The organism is Microbacterium sp. Be9, from assembly GCF_011754135.1.
GTDB lineage: Bacteria > Actinomycetota > Actinomycetes > Actinomycetales > Microbacteriaceae > Microbacterium > Microbacterium maritypicum_A.
Map to the genome: position 1 here is coordinate 69,055 of NZ_WNWT01000007.1, position 18,630 is coordinate 87,684.

Below are 18,630 nucleotides of genomic sequence, written 5' to 3' on the forward strand. Positions count from 1 at the left end.
GCGCACGGAGCTCTCTGCTGCCGTGCACCTGCGAGAACGGAGCCGCATGATGGCGCTCATCGACAACGGCGTGTACGTCCACGGACGTCGCGTGGAGACCCCCAAGAACCTGGACGAGACCTACCGGATGCTGGACGCCGCCGGTGGCATCGCCTGGATCGGCCTGTACCGGCCCAGCCCCGAAGAGGTGGCGTCCGTCGCGCGCGAGTTCGACCTGCATCCCCTCGCCGTCGAGGATGCGCTGTCAGGCCACCAGCGCTCGAAGGTGGAGCGCTACGGCGACACCCTGTTCGCGGTGCTGCGCCCCGCGCGCTACCGCGACGAGCAGGAGTCGATCGAGTTCGGCGAGCTGCACCTGTTCGTCGGCCCCGACTTCGTGGTGACGATCCGGCACGCCGAGTCGCCCAACCTCGCCGCCGTGCGCGCCCGCATGGAAGCGAACCCCGAACTGCTCGCGATGGGGCCGGAGGCCGTGCTCTACGCGATCCTCGATGAGGTCGTCGACGGCTACGAGCCGATCGTGGCGGGTCTGCTGAACGACATCGACGAGATCGAGGACCAGCTCTTCGGCGACGGCGACGACGACAGCGCGCTCTCCCGCCGCATCTACGAGCTGTCCCGCGAGGTCATCAACTTCCAGCGCGCCGTGCACCCGCTGAACGGGATGCTGGAGTGGCTGCGTCGGGGATCGGCGAAGTACCGCATCGACGAGGAGCTGCAGCGTTCGCTGCGCGACGTGCTCGACCACACGATCCGCGTCAACGAGAAGATCGACTCGTTCCGGGCGATCCTCGAGAACGCGCTCACCGTGCACTCCGCGCTGGTCGCACGCCGCCAGACCGAAGCCGGGCTCGCGCAGAACGACGAGATCAAGAAGATCTCCTCCTGGGCGGCGATCATCTTCGCCCCGACGCTGGTCGGCACGGTGTACGGGATGAACTTCGACGTGATGCCCGAGCTGCACTGGGCCTTCGGCTACCCGATGGCCATCGGCGCGATGGTCGCGTTCGCCGTCGGCCTGTTCGGGGTGTTCAAGTACAAGAAGTGGCTCTGAACCGACCGCCTCAGGCGAGCGGCTCACCGGTGCTGATGAAGCGGGGGTCGTTGCGCCGGGCGAAGCTCCGGGCGCTCTGCGCCGACAGGGCGAGCAGCACGAGGATGTCGAGCGCGACGCTCGCGAGCGAGGTGCGGAACGTGACGGGGATGCCGGCGTTCCACCAGTCGAGGAAGACGACGATGATGCTGAGCGAGGCGAAGCTCATCGCCACGATGCGTGCCCAGTTCGACCCGGTGAACACCAGGCCGGCGAGCACACCGTAGAACAGGTACCAGACGCCGAGCGCGCTGAACCCGACGATGAGGAGGATGTCGGCGACATCCGGTGGAACCAGCACGGTGCCGTCGCCGGTGGAGAAGATCTCCTCCCTGATCGCCATCCAGTTCAGCACGTAGACGAGGATCGAGACGAACCCCCAGATCACCCGGAGCGACATCAGCACCGCGCCGAGGCCGGTGGCCAGAGGCCGCTTCACGACAGACCTCGCAGCTCGGTGACCGGCGCCTCTTCGACGGCCTCCTCCGCGGCATCCGCCGACCGCGCCTGCACCACGTGGCGGAGATCGACCACGGGCAGATCGCCATCGGTGTGGATGCTGTCGCCCCCGCCGTTCCGGGAGTGGTATCCCGTGGAGAAGTCACGGATGATGACGATGCGCACCCCGGTGTGCGCCTCGCGGAGAGTGCGGACGATGTGATCGCGTTCGATGTCGATGTCCGCATCGATCTTGTGGGTGATCTGCAGGGTGAACAGCGAGAACCCGACCGCACGGTCGAACGTGCCGGCGGCCACCCAGTCGACACGGTGCCCACCTGGCAGCATCCAGCCGTCAGGGCAGCGCCAGAATCTGACATGGTGCCGCTTGGCCGGGTTGCCCTCGACCTCCTGCTGATAGGCGAGATCCTGCCGTCTCCCGAACAGGAAGAGCGGGCTGACCGGGGCCTCGTCGTAGCTGCGCCTGAGCATGGTCGACGACACGATGCGCCAGGTCGATGCGGCGGTGATGTCATCGGCGCGTGTCCATCCGGCCTCGGCCATGCACCGGGTGAGCTGCTCCTCGGTGCCGAGGACGGCGAGGTTCACCGGGTCTCCGAGCAGGCCGTCGCTCGTTCGCGCCCGCCCGATGAAGTAGCTGGGCACGTAGATGCGCGTGAGGATGGAGTGCAGCCTCGGCAGCACGAGGTAGGCAAGGATCAGCCAGAACGCCACCGCGAACCCGATGGCCCACCAGCCCCACGAGAACGCCTCCGTGATGATGAGATACGCGAGCCAGATCGCGGCGAGACCGGCGAACACGAAGAAGACGTCGTCGAGAGCCGCGTTGACGGAGAACCGTCGGCGCGGGACCAGAGGGTCCCGCCGCTTGATCGGTTCCGTCATGTCCACATCCTAGGAACTGCGCGCTCGGGTGAGAAGACGCCCAGGGACCGCCCCCTCAGCGCGACCTCTCCTCTGCGGAGCCGAGATCCGCCAGGGCCAGCGCATCCGCTGCACGCACGAGCGCGAGGTGCGAGAAGGCCTGCGGAGTGTTGCCGAGTTGCCGCCCCGCCACCGGGTCATACTCCTCCGACAGCATCCCCACGTCGTTCGCGAGCCCGCACAACCGCTCCATGAGGGCATGCCCATCCGCACGCCGCCCCGTCAACGCGTACTGCTCGACCAGCCAGAACGAGCACGCCAGGAAAGCACCTTCCGAGCCCGAGAGTCCGTCGACCCCCGTACCGGTGCGATACCGACGCACGAGCCCGTCGGACATCAGCGTCTGCTCGATGCGTGCGACCGTCGCCAGCATCCGGGGATCATCCGGCCGGCAGTACCCCACCTGCGGAAGGAGGAGCAGCGAGGCGTCGACCTCGGTGGTCGCGTAGTGCTGCACGAAGTGACCGTCGACGACACCGTCGCGATCGATCTCCTCGCGCATCCGATCCCGCAGCCCGCGCCAGCGCTCCACGGGGCCTTCGAGTCCGTGCTCCTCGACCGCGCGCACCGCGCGATCGAACGCCGCCCACATCATCACCCGTGAGTGCGTGAAGAGACGGGGCTCACCCCGGATCTCCCACAGTCCCTGATCCGGGCGCTCGATCTGCTCGGAGGCGAATCGGACCAACTCGCGCTCCAGCGGCCAGGAGAAGCCCGACTCGTTGAGTCCCGCCGCCCGCGCGGCCGACAGCGTCACCAGCACCTCGCCTACGACGTCGGCCTGATACTGGTCCGCCGCACCGTTGCCGATCCGCACCGGTGCGGAACCCTCGTATCCCGGGAGATTCGTCAGCACGCGCTCCACGAGATCTCTCTCCCCCGCCGGGCCGTACATGATCTGGAGGTCGGCAGGGTCCCCGGCGACGGCCCGCAGCAGCCATTCCCGCCACTGCCCCGCCACCCCGAGGAACCCGTGGGCGAGCAGCGCTTCGAGGGTGAGGGCGGCATCGCGCAGCCAGACATAGCGGTAGTCCCAGTTGCGCACGCCCCCGATCTCCTCCGGCAGGGCCATGGTCGCCGCGGCGGCGATCCCGCCCGTCTCGTGGTTGGTGAGTGCCCGCAGGATCAGCAGCGACCGGACCACCTCGTCCCGGTGCGGGCCGTCGTGCGAGATCCGATCGGCCCAGTCCTGCCACCAGGCCTTCGTGGCGTCCAGCTCGTTCTGCACGTCGAGCGCATGGGGGAGGTCGAGGTGCGAGGGGAACCACGTCAGCTGCAGGTCACGCACCTCTCCGGCGTCGACCGCCAGCTCGCCCCGGTGCTGATGGTCGATCGGCTTCAGCGGTGCACCGCGCAGGGCGAGGGCATCCGGGCCCCCCATCGCGACCAGACATGGGTCTCCCTCCGGCCCGACCTGGCGCACCCAGGGCATCACCCTGGCGTAGTCGAAGCGGATGCTCAGCCGCTGCTCGAAGACCATGGAGCCGCGCACTCCCACGATCCGGCGGACCAGATCGGTCCGCCGGATCGCCGCATCGGGATCGAGTCCCATCGGCATGAAGTCGTGCACCTCGGCGACCGCATCGCCGCTCTCCCATCGGGTGACCAGCACGAAGGTCTCCCGGTCGTAGCGTCGCGTGCTCGTCGCAGCGGGGTCGGTCGGATGCAGCAGCCACCGCCCGTGGGACTCGTCGCCGAGGATCGCCGCGAACGTCGATGCCGAGTCCAGCCGCGGCAGGCACAGCCAGTCGATGCTGCCCGCGCACGACACCAGCGCCGCCGTGCGGCAGTTGCTCAGCAGCGCGTAGTCGTCGATGCGGACGCCCGCCTCATCCCCCACGGCGCCTCATCCCCTCGGGCCGGACGATCGGAGGCCGATGTCCACGCTGTCGATGTCGGCACTGTCGATGTCGGCACTGTCGATGTCGGCGATGTCGATGTCCGCGATGTCGATGTCCGCGATGTCGATGTCCGCACTGTCGAGCAGCGCCACGGCCCTCGAGCCCGCTCCTGTAGCGCGGACGCCACCGGCTATCGACACCTCGCCCACACGTCCCCCCACTTCCAGTGTGACCACGTTAGCCCCCGCGGTGACGAGCCGTCCGCCGATGCGGAGCGCGTCGACGGATCCGGTCCCCGTCACGCTCAGCGCGATCGCCGGGAGCGTCATCTGCACGCCTTTGACGAGGCTCAGCCCCTCACCGCCGCTCGTCGTGACATCGCCATCCACCGCAAGCCTCCCCATCGGCCTGCTGATCTGGATGCCGATCGACCCGTCGCCCGTCGTGCGGATGCTCTGGAACCTCGCCTCCCGCAACGTGCCGTCGTAGAGGTTGAAGCCCCGGGCGCCCCTCCCCGTCGTGACGATCGGCGCGCGCACGTCGAGGGTGTCGATATCGCCGAAGTTCACGACCCCGATACCGCTCGGCCCGTGCGACGCAACCTCTCCCGTGGCGATCCAGGTGCCCACCGATCCCCAGTTGTCGAGCACCATGTCGTTCGGGCCGTACGTCGTGACGGCCCCCGCGGTGCGCACCGCGTCGACCGTCGCCCCGCTGAGCACGAACACCCCGGCCGAGATCAGGTCCGGCGTCCCCGCCGGGATCGCCCCGTCCGTGTGCACCTCTCCGGTGCGCAATCGGGTGACGTGCACGGTTCCGCCCGCACCGCGCCCGTCCCGACCTCCGTGTCCCCCGACGAAGATCCCGCTTCCGTACACCGGCTCGGCCTCCGTCCCCGCAGAGATCTCGAGCAGTTCGGCTGTCAGCTCCACCTCGGGATCCGCCTGCCGGTTCCACAGCGTGAAGCCTCCTTGCAAGACGTCCACGCCGAACCCGTGCGGACGGTGGAACCGTCCACGCAGGTCGGCGGTGAGCACCCGCACGTTCTCGGCCTGCACGTGCCCGCCACGCACACGGTCCTCCGCCAGGATGACGATCTGCCCCCGCGTGGTGACGTTGCGCAGCGTGAGGGTGCCGAGATCGGTCACCCCCGTGTCGTTGAGGATCGCCGCCTCCTCATCGGCCGTCAGGATCGAGATGTCCTCGAGCGTGTTGTCCGAGGTGAGGCGCACACCCCTGGCCCCGAACTGCAGGGTCCCTCCGCGAAGACTCACACCGGGCGCGAGGGTGAACCCCGGCGCCCCGACGATCACCCCGCGCACCTCGATGTCCTCGACACCTGCGCTGACGGCGGCCAGCAGCTCCCGAGCCGTCGAGACGGTCACCGCGTGTTCGCTCATCGTTCTACTCGGCCGTCAGCAGCGCGACGTTCTCCTGAGCCCACGTGCGGAAGTCCTTGAGCCCGGGAACGAGTTTCCGCAGTGACGTCAGGTCACGCGCCCCGGTGAACTCGGCGTCGAAATCGCCGTAGTACTGGAACATGTTGCCGAACTCGTCACTGCCGGGAGCGCCCGAGCTGCGCGCATCGTCGTACGCGATCGACCGGAATCGCACGGGTTCCCCGAGCACGTCGCTCAAGACGGACACGTACTCGGCTCCCGTCAGGTGGTCCCCCGCCAAGCCGACCGTCCGGCCGATGTACTCGTCGCCCGCGGCCAGGATCGCGAACGCGGTCCGTCCGATGTCCGAGACGTCGACCGCCGACATGCGCTTCCCGTCCTCGAGCGGAAGCGTCAGCGTCAGCACACCGTCGTCCTCTCGACGCGCGCCCATCGCGGAGGCCGCGAGGTTCTGGAAGAAGAATGCCGTGTTCAGGTAGGTGGTCGGCACTCCTGCCGCGGCGAAGAAGGCGTTGCCCTCGCCCTTCGCGTCGAAGTGCGGCACGTTGTAGTGATCCTGCAGCACAGGCATTCGCGGGTCTTCCAGGGGGAGCAGATCGCGCGTGTCCTCCAGCGTCGACCACACCACGTGGCCGACGCCGCTCGCGGCGGCGGCGCGGGCGAGCGTCGCGATCTCCGCGAGCTCCCTGGCAGCGGATCCGTGCGCCCAGAAGTTCGTCACCAGGAACGCGCCATCGACGCCGGTGAGTGCGGCGACCACGCTCGGCTCGTCGGCGAAGTCGGCCTGCACCACCTCCACTCCGCGTGCGGCGAGCGCGCGTGCGGCCGGGGACGCCGGGTCGCGCGTGAGCGCGCGGACGGCGAATCGCTGCTCGGGGTCGGCGAGGATGGCGTCCACGACGCCACCGCCCTGGGAACCGGTCGCACCGGCGACCGCGATCTTCTTCTGTTCGTTCATCGGCTTTCCTTCTGTTGCTCTTCGTGCGGTTGCAGTTCGTGCGGTTGCGGGTTCGGGAAGATCCATCACAGGGCGGCGCGGGCCTCCTCCGCGGTGACGGTCCGGCCGAGCCCACCGATCTCGTGCAGTTCGCCGTACACCTCGATGCGCACGGACTGGTCGAGTCCGCCGACGTTCACGGGTGCGAAACCGGCGGAGCGGATCAGCGAGGCGACGGCCTCCCCTGCCGCACCGTCGTCGGTCGCATAGAGGAGTGCGATCGCAGGATCCTGCCGAGCGCTCACCTTCATCGACTCCGCGCCCAGCGTTCCGAAGGCCTTCACGAGGGATGCTCCGGCGGGGAGCTTCTGGGCCAGGATCTGCCCCGAGGACTCCTCGGGCGCGAGGATCTTCACGTATCCGCCGTTCCCGTCCGGGCCGAGCGGATTGGAGGGATCGACGACGATCTTGCCGTCGAGAGCGTCGCGGTTCTCGTCGATCAGCTTCTTCGACACGTCGAACCAGACGGCGAGGATGACGATGTCGGCAGCGGCGATCGCGGCGGGCACCTCGGCCGCACGCGCACTTCCGCCGACCGCGGCGGCGAGCGACGCCGCCTTCTCCAGGTCGCTGCCGGCGATGATCAGGTCCTCTCCTCCGTCCGCGAGGTCCTGGGCGATGATGCTGCCGATCTTTCCGGTTCCGATGATGGCGGTGGTCATGGTGATCTCCTGTAGGTCTTGTGCGGTCGGTGCTATGCGGACTTGTTGAACATGTAGCGGCTGATCTTCCATCGGCCGTCTTCGACGGCGAAGGTGAACAGCTCGCGATTCGACTCCGGCGTGGTGGTCGACGTGGCGCGGACGGTCTGGGTTCCGTTGCTGCGGGTCAGCGCGGCGGCTGCGGTGTCGCTGAACACGGTCACCTCGTCGATCGTGAACACCACCGCGAGGTGGATCGCCGCGAACACGGCGTCGTAGGCCTGTGTGAGCTCCGGGCCCACGGCCGTGGGCAGCATCGTCGGCATGAACACGCCGTCTTGCGTGTAACATGACACCGCAAGCGCGGTGTCATCGGTATTGAGTGCCCGCTCGTAGGTGGCGAGCAGCTCGCGGATATCTTCTTCGGCTGACATGGTGTCCCTCTCGGTTCCTGCGATGCCTAGATTACTTTCCGTGGAAAGTATATGGTCGGAGTACGGTAACCGATCCAATGCAGGAGGTATTCCCATGACCACGAAACCGACGATCATCCTCGTTCACGGATTCTGGGGCGGCGCCGCCCACTGGGCGAAAGTCATCGTCGAACTGCGGCGGCGCGGGTACGAATCGATCCAGGCGGTCGAGAACCCGCTCACCTCGCTCGCCGACGACGCGGAGCGCACGCGCACGATGATCCGGCAGGTCGACGGCCCTGTCCTCCTGGTCGGGCACTCCTACGGCGGGGCGGTCATCACCGAGGCAGGAGACCTGCCCAACGTCGTCGGACTCGTCTATGTCGCGGCCTTCGCTCCGGATGCGGGCGAGAACCCCGGGCAGATCAGCGCGGAGCACCCGCCCGCAGCGTTCGAGAACATCGCGCCGGACAGCGACGGCTACCTCTGGGTCGCCCAGGACAAGTTCCAGGAGAGCTTCTTCCAGGATCTGACGGACGATGAGGCGCTCGTGATGGCCGTCACCCAGAAGGCGCCGCTCGCCTCCACGTTCGGCGACGACGTCACCGCACCAGCCTGGAAGGTCAAGCCCACCTGGTACCAGGTGTCGACCCAGGACCGCATGATCCACCCCGACAACGAGCGGCGCATGGCGGCGCGGATGTCACCGCGCAAGATCGTGGAACTGGATGCCAGCCATGCCTCGCTGGCCTCGCACCCCGCCGCGATCTGCGATCTGATCGACGACGCGACAACCGCCCTCGCCGGCGCCTGACCCCCGATCGACCGTCGGATGCCGCGGGCCCACGCCGCGGCATCCGACGGTCACTTCTCGTCGGGACCGCTGATGTGGTCGAGCAGCTCGTCGAGCGTCTCGAAATCGATGCTCTCGGAACCGTCGAGCTCTCGCACCTCGACCCCGTCGACGTCGAGCTGGTCGTCGAGCTGCACGAGGATGCGCGAATCGGGGAACTGCTTCGGGGCGACGAAGGCGAGCAGCACGGCGTCGGCGAACACCACGACCGAGGTCGCCTCGAGATCGTCTCGCAGGTCGATCTGCTCGACCACGGGCTCGTCGTCCACCGCATCATCGATGTCGGTCGCCACCTCGTCAATCACCGCGCGCCAACGGGATTCCCCGACGGAGAGGATGCGCGAGACGGCCGCGATCAGCACATCGAGATCGACGTCGTCGCCGTGTTCGTCATCGTCGTCGAGCTCCGGGTCGATGTTGACGTTGACCACGGTTCCCGCCGCGTCGATGCTCGCCCGTCCGTAGACGAGGCCGTTCTCGGCGATGGGATCTTCGAGCAGCCCGCTCTCGACGATGCGGGCCAGGAGGGAATCGAGCGCAGGCGAAGTCATGCCTCCAGTCTTTCGCATCGCCCGGGTTCCCGGGCGGTCATCGCGCGCGAAGGAGGGGAGCGAGGAGCACACCGACGGCCGCCAGAGCGGCAGCCGCGACGAGCACCCCGGGCGCTCCGGCCTGCGCGTAGGCGAAGCCGGCAGCCATGGGACCGACGAACGCCCCCAGGTTCAGCGCTGCCGTGGCATAGGCGCCGCCGAGCACCGGGGCACCCGACGCCTGCCCGACGATGCGGGCGATCAGGGCCGATCCCACGGCGAACGACAGCATGCCCCCGACCGCGGCGCCGAAGAACACCCCCGGCACGGAATCGACGGACAGGGCGAAGACGCTCCAGGCCGTGGCCGTCACCGCGGCACCCACCACGATCCAGCCCCGCTCGAAGCGGGCCGCCCATCGGCCGGTCGCGGAGACACCCACGAAGGCTCCCACCCCGAAGGCGGCGAGCAGCAGGGGGATCCCGGTCTCCTCCACCCCGGCATCGGCACCGATCACAGCGAGGAATGTGAAGACGCCGAAGGTCGCGGCGTTCACGAGCACCGCGAGCACCACGGCGACGACCACCGGGCGACGCCTCAGTTCCCCGAGCTCTGCACGCACGGCGACCCTCGGCGAACGCGGCACCGCGACGAGCGTGCGGTCCCGCAGCAGGGCGACCACAGCGGGCATGCACAGCAGCGCGACGGCCCAGAAGGTCGAGCGCCAGCCGTACGCATTCGCGAGCGCCGCACCGGCGGGGACGCCGACGATCGTGGCCAGGGTCGTGCCCGAGAGGAGGACGGCGACGGCGCGCGTCACCGTCGCGGGATCGACGACGGCCCGGACCGTCGCCAGAGCGATCGCGAGGAATCCCGCGTTCGCCAGGGCAGCGAGCACGCGCGTCGCGAGCAGCAGCCAGAAGGAGGACGCGAGCGCGCCGACGAGGTGCGCGGCGATGAAGACCACCAGCAGCAGCACGAGAGCGCGCCGCGGAGCCCAACGGCTGGCGAAGACCGCCATGGTCGGGGCGCCGATCACCATGCCGACCGCGAAGGCCGAGGTCAGCAGGGCCGCCGTCGACGGATCGACATCGAGATCGACGGAGAGGGGGAGGAGGAGGCCGGCGAGCATGAACTCGCTGGTGCCCTGGGCGAAGATCGCCAGAGCCAGGACGGGGACGAGCAGGGGCATGGAGCATCCAGACACGAAGACGCCGCTCGAATCGCACAGCGCGATGAACAGCGGGTGAGAAGGGTCGACAGCGGATGCGGGGAGCGCGCGGAAGGCGCTCGACCCGCGATCTACGGTCTGTCGGACTCAGGGCTCACGGTCCCAACCTAGCCGATGCCGAAGGGGCCGCCCATCGGGACGACCCCTTCGGTGTTGCGGTCACGCGCTCAGCGCGCGCTGCCGTAGTAGGTGATTCCGGGGAATGCGAACCCGTCCCCGTTGCCGCTCCAGACGCCGGTGAACGTCAGCACGACCTTCTGCCCCGAGGCCAGCGGCCCCTTCCAGTCGATGCTGCTGCCGTTGACGGTGACGGCGCCGCTGGTCGCGGTGAGGCTGGCCTGGTTCCACGACGAGTCGTCCAGAATCCCGGCGATGTCGAACGCGAGCTCCGCGTTCGCCGAGTCGACGTTGCCGTTGTTCGCGTACTCCATCCGATACGTCACGGCCTGGCCGGGAATCGGGTCGGTCGGGGTCGAGTTGAACGTGTACTGGAAGAACTCGCGCTTGACCATGTCGGTATCGTCGTCACATGCCTTCGCCGCGTTCGCGCCGGCCACGCAGGCCGTGTTCGTCAGAGCACCGGGTGCTGCCGACTGGTTGACCTTCGCCTTGACCGTGAGGACGATCGACTGCCCAGGGGCCACTGACCCGAGGCTAGCCGTGACGGTGCGCCCTGTCGCGGTCACGGTGGTTCCGGCCGGGCCGCTGCCCGAGACGAAATCGAGGCCGGCGGGGAGCTGGTCGCTCACGACGACACCCTGAGCCTGTCCATCACCCGTGTTCTTCACGACGATGTCATAGCTCAGTGCCTGTCCCAGTGAGACGTCGCCCTGGTGATCGTCCTTGACGATCGTCAGAACGGGCGTCGTGGGCTTGTCGATCCTCGTGTCATCCCAATCGCATGCCTGGTTCGAGGAGGTGGCGACGGCGCAGGCGTTGTTGCGCAGCGTTCCGATCGGTGCCGTCGTGGCGATCGTGGCCTTGACGGTGAGCGTCGACGAGGCGCCGGGGGCGAGCGACGGGATGGTTCCCTGGACGTTCTGCCCGGCGATCGTCGCCTGCCCCGTGGTGCCGGCCGTGTAGGTCGCCGAGACCGGGGTGAGGCCCGCGGGCAGCGCATCGCTGATGGCCACGTTGCTGGCGGCCGCGTTGCCGGTGTTCTTCACGACGATGTCGTAGGAGAGCTGGTCTCCGATCACAGCGACGTCGCGGTGGTCGTTCTTGTCGAGGGTCAGGACCGGCTTGAGAGGAGCGTCCACATCGACGTCGATGCTGTGGAGGTCACTGGGGACCTTGGTCCACAGGGGGACAAGGCCGACGAACGCGCCCTTCGAACGCATCTTGATCTGGAAGTCGACCTTCGACACGACCCCGTTGATCTGCACGGTGCCCGACTTGGCGCCGAGGTCGTTCGACGTGATGGTGGTGGCCGTCACATCGAGGTTTCCGGCGACACGGGAGAGGCTCACCCCCGGTGTCTGCAAGGTGTACTTGGCGGAACTGGTGACGACGCCACCCACCGCATAAATATCACCGCCCAGGTTGGCGAGCGAGATCTTGGGGTTCGTCACGCGCTGACCGAAATCGACGGTGACGACACCGCGGACGCACTCCGCGCCGTTCGCGCACGGGAAGAGCTCCGGCGCACCGATGATGTTCAGACCGAACTCGCCGCCATTCCGCACGGTGGCGAGGTCGACGACGTCGCCGGACCCCTTCACCTGGACCTTGTCGCTGGTGCTGATGGTGACGGTGGCGCCGGCCGCGGATGCGGTACGGGTGTCGCCGGATCCGGCCCACCCGTTCACATCAGCAGCGCTGGCCGCCGGAGCGGCGGCGAGGGTACCGACCGCGAGGGCCGCGAGCAGCCCTCCGGCCAGCGCGCCCCGGAGGAGTGATGTTCTTTTCACGATGTTGTCCTTTGATTGCTCGAGTGGGAGTGCTCTGGTGAGAAGGGTCGAAGGTCAGCTGTCCGCTGAGGCACGACGACGCAGGACGATGGCACCCGCGGCTCCGGCCGCGAGCACACCGGCACCGACGAGACCGATGGCCGGATCGATCAACGGCACGGCGGGGCGCTCGGCGAAGGTGTGGGCGTAGGAGTAGGTGAATCGCGGATCGTCGGTGAACACGCCACCGGAGTACAGGACCTGAGCACTGTTCGTGATCGTCGGCCCCCAGTAGCCCCCGTCCACCTGGAAGGTCGCCACGGGCTTCACGATCCGTGTGGAACCGTCGTGAGCGACGTTGAACGTCCACACCACGTTGCCGTCGACGAGCACGCCGCCCTCGGTCGCCGAGACGAAGCTCGTGTGCGCGGGAACCGGGAGGACGACTCTGTACACGCCGTCGATCTGTTCGTCGTTGACGAGCTGCACGACGGCCCCCTCGCTGATCATCGATTCCGGGGTCACCCCCTGGGCGGCCGTCTGGGTGGCCTGTCCGAGATAACCGCGAACCTGCGGTGGTGCGACCGGATCCGTGTTGGTCGTGGTGGCGGTGGTCGCGGACGTGGCGTCCGGCGGGACCGGCTGCTCGGCGGCGAAAGCCGCCTGGCCGCCGAATACAGCCCCTCCTGCGATCAGCAGGCCGAGACCGGTTGAGCATGCGGACGTGAGGATCTTGTTCATCCTGTGCCCCTTTCATCATCTGGTGGAGGCGAGCAGGACTGCTGCGCCTCCCACTAGACGGAAGGAGTGCTGTTCGGTTACGCCCGCCGGCCCCGCGATCTACGGCGGTTCGGATCCCGACGGAACAGGTGGAGGTCGGCGATCACCACGACGAAGACCAGATAGGCGGCGCTGAAGCCGATGATGCTGAGCACCGAACCGATCAGTCGGTGCGTCAGCTCGTAGCCCACCTCGAACCCCAGCGCCTGCGATCCGAGGGCGATCACCCCGAGACGGAGCTGGTTCGTGACGAAGATGAGCACGACGGAGAGGAGCAGAGACTTCACGACCTGCCTCCAGCGCACTCGCGTCGTGGCGAGAATCACGCCGCTGAGCGCCAAGAGGGGCGCGGTGAGGAAGGCGACGGTGCACTCGATCGTCACCATGAATGCGACGGTCCGGCCCGGCTCGACTTCGAGGATGTAGTAGTTCAGGTAGTGGCGCACACCGCCGGGGACGAACGGGGTGAGCCACGAACCGGCCACACCCGCCTCGAAGATGCGAAACCGTTCTTCGAGGAGCACGAGGAGCACGGCGGCGACGATCAGCAACACTCCGACGGTGTATCGAGCCGCGATGTCAGCCGGGGCACGGCGTGATTCCTCGCGATCGCTGCGGCTGCTGCCTCGTGCGTCCGGATTCAGAGCGAGCGTGTGCATCATGTGTCCTTCGCGATCGGTCCGGCGACATCGGTCTCTCCGTTGCGCCGAGTCTTCGCCCATCCGTTTCGACCGCGGAGGATCCGGTAGATGGCGCGAGCACCCGTCAGGTAGACGTAGTAGTCGTAGAGCCACATCCCGAATCCCCAGAGCACTCCGGTCCAGAATCCGGCCTGCGGTTCGCTGTAGCGACGGTAGAGCGGCCCCCAGATGAAGAAGGGGCCGATGCCGAACAGGAGGTAGAAGATCGCGAGGAGGAGCACGGAGCTCGGGGGCAGTGTCACCGCACCGGACAGGAGGCCGACGGCTGCTCCGATCACCAGCAGGACGGCCGCGGCGCTGGCGACGACCTGGAACAACGGCAGCATCAGGTAGTAGCAGACCTCCAGGACACCGGCGTTGGAGAGTTTCGTCGAACGCGCGATCTCGGGGATGTAGCGGATGCACTGCATGTTGCCCTGCGCCCAACGGGTGCGTTGGACGGTGAAGCGCCGGAAGTCGTGCAGAGCCTCCTGAGCGACGAAGGTGTCGTGGAGGTGCCTGTTCTTATGTCCCGCGAGGAGCACGTGGATCCCCAGCTCGTAGTCTTCGAGGAGCGACCCGTGCCAGGGCCGATCGGACCGCTCGGCGATATCGTCCAGCACGGAGAGCCGAGTGAACTGCCCGTTTCCGCCGAGGCCGACGGTCTGGGTCCAGCCGCGAAGCGACTGGACCGCCGCGATCGGGCCTCGGAATTCGAGGTCCTGCATCCTGATCAGGAATCGTCCGAAGGTGTTGCGGGCCCACCCCGCTCCCTCGACCGGATGCCGGTCATCCCGATTCTTCATGAAGACCGTGACCTGGGCGGCGCCCACCTCTGGATCACCGAAAGCATACGGAGAGGCGGCCTGGCGGAGGATGTTCTCCGCCACTTCACCATCGGCGTCCACGACGCAGACGACGACGCGGGTTCGATCCGTGTCGCCGGGAAGGAACGCGTTGAGCTCGAAATAGGCGGCATTGAGAGCATCGCCCTTTCCGGTGCGGGCCTCGGGACGCCGCCGCTGGACGAGGTGCACGTAGGGATCCGCATCGGCGGCGGCCTGCACGAGCGCCGCCGTCCGATCATCGCTGTCGTCGTCGATCACCCAGACGTGCGCTTCGGGAACCGTGGTGCGAAGCATCTCGATGGTGCGTCCGATCACGACCTCCTCGTCCCGACAGGGGACGAACATGTGCCAGTCGAACAGATCCACCCTCCCTTCCGGGTCGGGTGTGCGACGCAGGAAGGGCACGACGATCATGAAGACATAGACGAGGAATGTCAGGGTGACGAGGAAGGAGATGGCGTTAGCGGCAGCGATCATGTCGCTCTCGCGGCTCAGGAGCGACGACACGCAGGAGATGCCGACGCCAGACCAGAAACGCCCCGGCTCCCACAGCGACTGCGCCGAGGACCGCCCAGACGATCACGGAGTCGGGCCCGGTCATCGCGAGCACCCCGACCACGGCCACGGGCGCGGAGACTTCGCTGCTGTACATCACGCCTCCTCGGTGAACAGATCGGCCACGACCGAGTGGATGTGCGCGGCGATGCGTTCGGTCGCCCTGCCGTCGCCGAACGGCGAGGGCAGGGAACCCAGCGCGAGAAGAGTGTTCTCGACATCGGCGAGCAGGGTCGCGGTCTCCGCCGCGAGCGTCTGGGGCGTCACCAGCTTCGTGAAGGTACCGAGCGCCTCCGGGCGCTCGGTCGAGTCCCGGACGACGAGCACTGGACGCGCGAGGACGGTGGCCTCCTCCTGGATACCGCCGGAATCGGAGACCAGCACCGCGGCATGCGCGGCCAGAGCGAGGAACCGCTCGTACGGGAAGGGCTCCTCGGCGATCAGCGCGTCGAGAAGGTGCTCCGCGTCGAGGTCAGCAAGCATCGCGCGTGTCCGCGGATGCACCGGGAAGACGACCGGCCACCCCGATGACGCGATGTCGTTGAACGCGTGCAACGTCGCGAGCAGGTTCTCGGGCGAGTCGACGTTCTCCTGCCGATGCAGGGTCGCCAGCACGTATCGGTCGGGATAGACCCCGAGGTGGACGAGTTCCTCCACATCGGATTCGACCGAAGCCCTCTGCCGGAGCACGGCTTCGACCACGGGGTTGCCCGTGACCAGGATGCGCTCGTCGGGGATTCCCTCGTCGAGCAGATTCGATCTGTTCGCCTCGGTCGCGGCGAAGAGATCGTCGGAGATGTGATCGACCATCACCCGGTTGTGTTCCTCCGGCATGCGGCGATCGTTGGCGCGCAATCCCGCCTCGACGTGCCCCAGACGCACTCCGGCGGCGTTCGCAGCCAGGGCGGCGGCGAATGTCGCGTTGGTGTCGCCCTGGACCACGACGTACTTCGGTCCGATCTGGCTGATCGCCTCGGCGATCTGCTCGGCACCGCGCCCGATCTGCGCCGCACGCGGCAGCCCGCCGACGTGGAGCTGACGGTGGACGCGGGCGATCCCGCACGACTGGAGGAAGACCGCCGACATCCCCCGGTCGTAGTGCTGACCGGTGTGGACGACGTACGCGGCATCACCGAGCCGACGGATGAGCGGCGCGAGTTTGACGATCTCGGGGCGAGTGCCGAACACGATCATGACCGAGGACGTCGGCAGTTCAGACGTTGGGGACGGGAAGGAGAGCTTCATTTTGGGTACCTCGAACAGCCCCCGGGGGAAGAATCCCCCGGGGCCGACACGGTGAGTGGTTAGTGGTTGGACTTGCGGCGAACGCCGGCGACGGTGAGGAATGCCCCAGCCGCGAGGAGGACGACCGCGGGGATCGCCAGAGCGAACGTCGCCCCGGTCTGGGCCAGCCCCGCCGGTGCGGGGGTGATGGCGGTCTCTGCGCACGACCAGGATTCGTCTCCGCCGCACGCGTGCGCCGCGGTGTGCGGAGGGAGCGCGGGCAGATCGGCCAGGTCGTCGGGGTAGGGCACCCCGGCCTGCTTCGCCGCGGTGCGCAGGGCATCACTCATGCTCTGGTCATAGGAGATGGTCGCGCGATTGACGACCTTGGCGGTCGTGCCCAGTGGCACCTGCGCCCGCATCGTCATGGTCGCCGTCTGACCAGGGAGGATCTGCTCCACCATCCAGCCGACCCGGTCCCTGACAGCGATGCCCCCCGTCGATGCGGAGATGAACCGTGCCCCATCGGGCAGGTCGTCGACGACCGGGATCTGCACGGCGGTACCGGGACCGGTGTTGGTCACGGTGATCGTGTAGTCGAGGATGGCCCCGGCCTGTGCAGTGGACTGCTTCACGGTCTTGCTGATCTCCAGCGACGCACTCGCGGGGACGACCGTCAGCGCGCATGCCTGCTGGACGTCATCGGGACACGGGGTGATCACCGTCGGTGCCGGCGTGCCCGCGGGGGCATCGGCCGGATTCTGCACCGCGGCGCGATTCACGATGTTCGCCTCGTCGAGCCCACCCGGAGTCGTTCCGGTCACGTGCAGCTCCACCACGCCGCCGGCGGGCACCTCGGGGACGGTCCAACGGACCACGCCTTCGGCGACCACACCCCCTCGATCCGCGGATACCTGGGTGAGTGCGGCAGGAAGCAGGTCCCTGACCGGCACCCCGACAGCAGCGGTGGTGCCGGAGTTGGCGACGGTCAGGGTGTAGGTGAGCACCTCACCGTGTCCCGCGACCTGCTTGTCGACGGTCTTGGACACCGCCAGCGCAGGCAGCGCGGCGATGACGGTGGAGGCGCACGCAGCGGCCGAGTCGTCGGCGCACGGCGTCGTGTACGCGGGAGCGGGGGTCTCGGCGGGTGCGTCGGCGGAGTTCTTCACGACGGCCCGGTTCACGAGGGTCGTGCCCGCGCCGGAGCGGTCCACGGTGCCACGCACATGCAACTGGCTCTGACCGCCGGCGGGGATCTCGTCGACGGTCCAGGACACGCTCGCGTCGCCGATGTCTCCCCCCTGCCCTGCGGTGACACCGGTCAGCCCGCGTGGGAGGGCGTCGGTGACGGGAACCCGGCGCGCAGCGGCGTCGCCCATGTTCTTGACCGTGATGGTGTAGTCCAGCTCATCTCCGGGCACCGCAGCCGCCTTGTCCACGGTCTTCGAGACGGAGAGGCCGGGAAGGGTCGGAACGGGGGTCGCCGTCGCGGTCACCCCGAACGCGTAGCCGTCGAGGCCGGCCGCCTGGTCTGCGCTCAGCGCGAAGCGCGCCACGTCGAACACGATCCGGGTGATCTTGGTCCCCGGTACGGTGAAGCTTCCGCAACCCCCGGGCCGAGTCGGTGCGGAGCAGTTGATCTTCACGTCACCGCGATGAAAGCCGTCGCCACCGTCGGTGAATGTCGCGCCGGCCGACACGACGGCGGCCGTCGCACCGCCGTCAGCCGAGGAGAAGCGGATTCCGTCGGCGGCGGACCACCCGGTCGCGGCGCCCCCGTTGCCGGCACCGAACTCCGCGATGTGGATCGCAGGGTTGTCGACCGGACGATCGAATTCGACGGTGATCTGCCCGTCGGCGCATCGTGCGGCGCTCCCGCAGTCGCGACTGGAATGGATGTTGAGGACCGGAAGGTCCTTCGCCGATACGCCGTCGGCATACATGGCGTCGACTCCGCTCCATGCGCCGAGCGACTGCCCCTGGCCTCCGAAGACACGGGCGCCGTCGCCGGAGATCGTCGCGGTCGCGACGGTGCCGTCGGCGAGGGTGAAGACCCCGGTCTTGGGGTTCACGATGGTCGCGGCTCCTATCGCGGCAGACGCAGGAGCCGCGGACGCGACAGCTCCCATCGCGAGCAGGGTTCCGAGCAGGAGTGCGCTCGATCTCTTCCACATGGTGAGGTTGGTTCCAATCTCATGTTCCTGGCGGTTCGGGGAGGCGCCACAGGGGTGCCGCATGCGTACTGGACGCGGATTCCCGCGATCGATTACGC

18 protein-coding genes are annotated in these 18,630 nt (G+C 68.1%); 2 read left to right on the plus strand and 16 right to left on the minus strand.

What is annotated here, in order from left to right:
• Positions 1–49 precede the first annotated feature (49 nt).
• The gene (locus tag GLO27_RS18345; RefSeq protein ID WP_029258864.1) at positions 50–1,054 is read left to right on the plus strand and encodes a magnesium and cobalt transport protein CorA; all 1,005 of its coding nucleotides are present in this window, start codon (positions 50–52) and stop codon (positions 1,052–1,054) included.
• Positions 1,055–1,064: 10 nt separating this feature from the next.
• Here the strand turns inward: GLO27_RS18345 and GLO27_RS18350 are convergent, their stop codons facing one another.
• The 7 genes from GLO27_RS18350 to GLO27_RS18385 all read right to left on the minus strand — a co-directional run bounded on the left by GLO27_RS18350 (position 1,065) and on the right by GLO27_RS18385 (position 7,789).
• A complete protein-coding gene (locus tag GLO27_RS18350; RefSeq protein WP_167256352.1) occupies positions 1,065–1,532 on the minus strand; it encodes a hypothetical protein in 468 nt (155 codons plus the stop codon).
• Positions 1,529–2,437: an LssY C-terminal domain-containing protein gene (locus GLO27_RS18355; protein ID WP_167256354.1), complete on the minus strand. Its 909-nt coding sequence runs from the start codon at positions 2,435–2,437 to the stop codon at positions 1,529–1,531. Before GLO27_RS18355 ends, GLO27_RS18350 begins: the two co-directional genes overlap by 4 nt.
• A gap of 55 nt (positions 2,438–2,492) precedes the next feature.
• Complete coding sequence (locus GLO27_RS18360; protein ID WP_167256356.1) at positions 2,493–4,316, minus strand: glycoside hydrolase family 15 protein; 1,824 nt, start codon at positions 4,314–4,316, stop codon at positions 2,493–2,495.
• A 6-nt stretch (positions 4,317–4,322) separates the two neighbouring features.
• Positions 4,323–5,717 (minus strand): hypothetical protein, encoded by a 1,395-nt coding sequence (locus GLO27_RS18370; RefSeq protein WP_208323974.1) that lies wholly within the window; start codon positions 5,715–5,717, stop codon positions 4,323–4,325.
• Between the two features lie 4 nt (positions 5,718–5,721).
• Positions 5,722–6,675, minus strand: a complete 954-nt coding sequence (locus GLO27_RS18375; RefSeq protein ID WP_167256358.1) for an NmrA/HSCARG family protein — start codon at positions 6,673–6,675, stop codon at positions 5,722–5,724.
• A gap of 65 nt (positions 6,676–6,740) precedes the next feature.
• A complete protein-coding gene (locus GLO27_RS18380; RefSeq protein WP_021200205.1) occupies positions 6,741–7,376 on the minus strand; it encodes an NAD(P)-binding domain-containing protein in 636 nt (211 codons plus the stop codon).
• A 32-nt stretch (positions 7,377–7,408) separates the two neighbouring features.
• Complete coding sequence (locus tag GLO27_RS18385; RefSeq protein WP_167256360.1) at positions 7,409–7,789, minus strand: nuclear transport factor 2 family protein; 381 nt, start codon at positions 7,787–7,789, stop codon at positions 7,409–7,411.
• A gap of 94 nt (positions 7,790–7,883) precedes the next feature.
• Between GLO27_RS18385 and GLO27_RS18390 the strand changes: the two genes are divergently transcribed.
• The gene (locus GLO27_RS18390) at positions 7,884–8,582 is read left to right on the plus strand and encodes an alpha/beta hydrolase (RefSeq protein WP_167256362.1); all 699 of its coding nucleotides are present in this window, start codon (positions 7,884–7,886) and stop codon (positions 8,580–8,582) included.
• A 50-nt stretch (positions 8,583–8,632) separates the two neighbouring features.
• Here the strand turns inward: GLO27_RS18390 and GLO27_RS18395 are convergent, their stop codons facing one another.
• The 9 genes from GLO27_RS18395 to GLO27_RS18435 all read right to left on the minus strand — a co-directional run bounded on the left by GLO27_RS18395 (position 8,633) and on the right by GLO27_RS18435 (position 18,532).
• On the minus strand, positions 8,633–9,172 hold the full coding sequence (locus tag GLO27_RS18395) for a cytochrome C5 (protein WP_167256364.1): 540 nt from the start codon (positions 9,170–9,172) through the stop codon (positions 8,633–8,635).
• Positions 9,173–9,209: 37 nt separating this feature from the next.
• The gene (locus GLO27_RS18400) at positions 9,210–10,343 is read right to left on the minus strand and encodes an MFS transporter (protein ID WP_021200201.1); all 1,134 of its coding nucleotides are present in this window, start codon (positions 10,341–10,343) and stop codon (positions 9,210–9,212) included.
• 206 nt (positions 10,344–10,549) lie between these two features.
• Positions 10,550–12,292 (minus strand): DUF11 domain-containing protein, encoded by a 1,743-nt coding sequence (locus GLO27_RS18405; RefSeq protein ID WP_167256366.1) that lies wholly within the window; start codon positions 12,290–12,292, stop codon positions 10,550–10,552.
• A gap of 54 nt (positions 12,293–12,346) precedes the next feature.
• Positions 12,347–13,012 carry a hypothetical protein gene (locus GLO27_RS18410; RefSeq protein ID WP_021200199.1) on the minus strand — a complete coding sequence of 222 codons (666 nt, stop codon included), beginning with the start codon at positions 13,010–13,012 and terminating at the stop codon, positions 12,347–12,349.
• A 77-nt stretch (positions 13,013–13,089) separates the two neighbouring features.
• Entirely contained in the window at positions 13,090–13,713 is a 624-nt protein-coding gene (locus GLO27_RS18415; protein WP_021200198.1) for an exosortase/archaeosortase family protein, read from the minus strand.
• Entirely contained in the window at positions 13,710–15,056 is a 1,347-nt protein-coding gene (locus GLO27_RS18420) for a glycosyltransferase family 2 protein (protein WP_021200197.1), read from the minus strand. Before GLO27_RS18420 ends, GLO27_RS18415 begins: the two co-directional genes overlap by 4 nt.
• Positions 15,040–15,231, minus strand: coding sequence for an LPXTG cell wall anchor domain-containing protein (locus tag GLO27_RS18425; protein ID WP_167256368.1), 192 nt, complete (start codon positions 15,229–15,231; stop codon positions 15,040–15,042). The genes GLO27_RS18420 and GLO27_RS18425 overlap by 17 nt, the downstream gene beginning before the upstream one ends.
• Positions 15,231–16,379 carry a UDP-N-acetylglucosamine 2-epimerase (non-hydrolyzing) gene (gene wecB, locus GLO27_RS18430; RefSeq protein WP_031207493.1) on the minus strand — a complete coding sequence of 383 codons (1,149 nt, stop codon included), beginning with the start codon at positions 16,377–16,379 and terminating at the stop codon, positions 15,231–15,233. Before wecB ends, GLO27_RS18425 begins: the two co-directional genes overlap by 1 nt.
• 59 nt (positions 16,380–16,438) lie before the next feature.
• Positions 16,439–18,532 carry a DUF11 domain-containing protein gene (locus GLO27_RS18435; protein WP_167256370.1) on the minus strand — a complete coding sequence of 698 codons (2,094 nt, stop codon included), beginning with the start codon at positions 18,530–18,532 and terminating at the stop codon, positions 16,439–16,441.
• Between the last annotated feature and the right edge of the window lie 98 nt (positions 18,533–18,630).

Excerpts from the sequence above, each read along its gene's own strand:
- GLO27_RS18345 (WP_029258864.1), top strand. The coding sequence starts at position 50 with ATGGCGCTCATCGACAACGGCGTGTACGTCCACGGACGTCGCGTGGAG.
- GLO27_RS18355 (WP_167256354.1), bottom strand. The coding sequence starts at position 2,437 with ATGACGGAACCGATCAAGCGGCGGGACCCTCTGGTCCCGCGCCGACGG.
- GLO27_RS18370 (WP_208323974.1), bottom strand. The coding sequence starts at position 5,717 with ATGAGCGAACACGCGGTGACCGTCTCGACGGCTCGGGAGCTGCTGGCC.
- GLO27_RS18375 (WP_167256358.1), bottom strand. The coding sequence starts at position 6,675 with ATGAACGAACAGAAGAAGATCGCGGTCGCCGGTGCGACCGGTTCCCAG.
- GLO27_RS18380 (WP_021200205.1), bottom strand. The coding sequence starts at position 7,376 with ATGACCACCGCCATCATCGGAACCGGAAAGATCGGCAGCATCATCGCC.
- GLO27_RS18385 (WP_167256360.1), bottom strand. The coding sequence starts at position 7,789 with ATGTCAGCCGAAGAAGATATCCGCGAGCTGCTCGCCACCTACGAGCGG.
- GLO27_RS18390 (WP_167256362.1), top strand. The coding sequence starts at position 7,884 with ATGACCACGAAACCGACGATCATCCTCGTTCACGGATTCTGGGGCGGC.
- GLO27_RS18395 (WP_167256364.1), bottom strand. The coding sequence starts at position 9,172 with ATGACTTCGCCTGCGCTCGATTCCCTCCTGGCCCGCATCGTCGAGAGC.
- GLO27_RS18400 (WP_021200201.1), bottom strand. The coding sequence starts at position 10,343 with ATGCCCCTGCTCGTCCCCGTCCTGGCTCTGGCGATCTTCGCCCAGGGC.
- GLO27_RS18410 (WP_021200199.1), bottom strand. The coding sequence starts at position 13,012 with ATGAACAAGATCCTCACGTCCGCATGCTCAACCGGTCTCGGCCTGCTG.
- GLO27_RS18415 (WP_021200198.1), bottom strand. The coding sequence starts at position 13,713 with ATGATGCACACGCTCGCTCTGAATCCGGACGCACGAGGCAGCAGCCGC.
- GLO27_RS18420 (WP_021200197.1), bottom strand. The coding sequence starts at position 15,056 with ATGATCGCTGCCGCTAACGCCATCTCCTTCCTCGTCACCCTGACATTC.
- GLO27_RS18425 (WP_167256368.1), bottom strand. The coding sequence starts at position 15,231 with ATGTACAGCAGCGAAGTCTCCGCGCCCGTGGCCGTGGTCGGGGTGCTC.
- wecB (WP_031207493.1), bottom strand. The coding sequence starts at position 16,379 with ATGAAGCTCTCCTTCCCGTCCCCAACGTCTGAACTGCCGACGTCCTCG.
- GLO27_RS18435 (WP_167256370.1), bottom strand. The coding sequence starts at position 18,532 with ATGTGGAAGAGATCGAGCGCACTCCTGCTCGGAACCCTGCTCGCGATG.